Origin of the sequence: Halobellus captivus, assembly GCF_007655485.1 — an archaeon.
Lineage (GTDB): Archaea > Halobacteriota > Halobacteria > Halobacteriales > Haloferacaceae > Haloquadratum > Haloquadratum captivum.
The window spans coordinates 1-1,166 of record NZ_VJXQ01000020.1 but is presented as its reverse complement, the minus strand read 5'-3'; the positions used below and the strand labels follow the sequence as shown (position 1 = coordinate 1,166).

Annotated in this window: 1 protein-coding gene and 1 pseudogene; both read right to left on the bottom strand. The window is 54.7% G+C overall.

The annotated features are described in order from the left end of the window. Positions 1-494: pseudogene (locus tag FJT57_RS16325) on the bottom strand (hypothetical protein); the annotation flags it as partial. 2 nt (positions 495-496) lie between these two features. Further along, on the bottom strand, positions 497-1,166 hold a 670-nt coding region (locus FJT57_RS16320; protein ID WP_144906897.1), incomplete at its 5' end, for a hypothetical protein.

Here is a 1,166-nt window from a genome sequence, read left to right as displayed (position 1 = left end):
GCGAACAATAGCCCCAGTCCGGGGTTTGTGATGGCTGCGCCCAAGAACTGAAGCATTGCCGAGGCTACGGAGGAAAGCTCCGGCATTAGTGCAATGGTGAACCCGTCGACGAGGTAGAGTGCGAGAGTTCCAACCCAATACCACGTAATGATTAGAAAAGCACCGACCCAGGCCGTCTTCTTCGTTTTTCGGGCTTCGTAGGTACTTCCAATATTGAAGATCCGAACCGTGTGACGGCCCTGAACGCTCATCACGAGGAGCAAGAGGGCAACCAGCATGATTTCGCCGCCGATGAGAGCATCGTGAATCGCTGGCCAGGGTGCGTTGGTTGGTTCACCGAAGACAAATGCTCCGTTCGTCTCTGGGGTCGGGGTTCCGAACATTCCCTCAGTCAGATTCTCATACCCCGACCTGAGACCGTCCATGAAGAGCCCGATGAACCAATCAACGACGCCTTTGATACCCTCAAGAACGACGTCAATGAGATCAACCATCGTCAGGCCTCCGTGATCGTGACCTCACAGTCTGTCATCTCGTCAGACCCAGAATACTGGACATTGTAGGTACTCGTGACCCGATTGCCACTGACCTGAGTCTCAACGATAACCGTGAACTGCCCGCTGTTACCATCTGGGGAACACCCCATTCCGTCTTCACTCTCTGAACCGAACGGGAACGAATTACTGAACAGGTCGGCCGTCTCACCAGGGGAGACTACTACCCGGTCGGTTTCGTGCATTCCACTACCTCTGGGGTTCTCAATTGGATTGGGAACGTCCCCGGAGAAGATTAGTTCAGTTATCGCTTCCGGACCGCTTCCTGTGTTCTCTACCGTGACGAATGCCTCGCCATTCTTGATCCGGTCAGTCTCGCTCTCACCATAGACTTCGTCCCACGGCTTATCTGGATTATTCCGATAGAGTCCAACATCCTGTATCTGAATCTCTGGACGGAGTTCAGTCGTGGTCTCAACTACTGTCTCCTCGCCTTTCAACGCGAGTACGCGGTACTCACCGGGCGCATACGCGGTGCCGATCTCGAACGAGACCTGTTGAGCACCTGCGGCTACGTCACGCTTCCCGAATAGCTCGCCGTTCGGTTGGATAAGATTGACTTGGTCGATGTCGGCCTCTCCGGAGAGTTCGACGACGAGTGTTGTCCCCTCG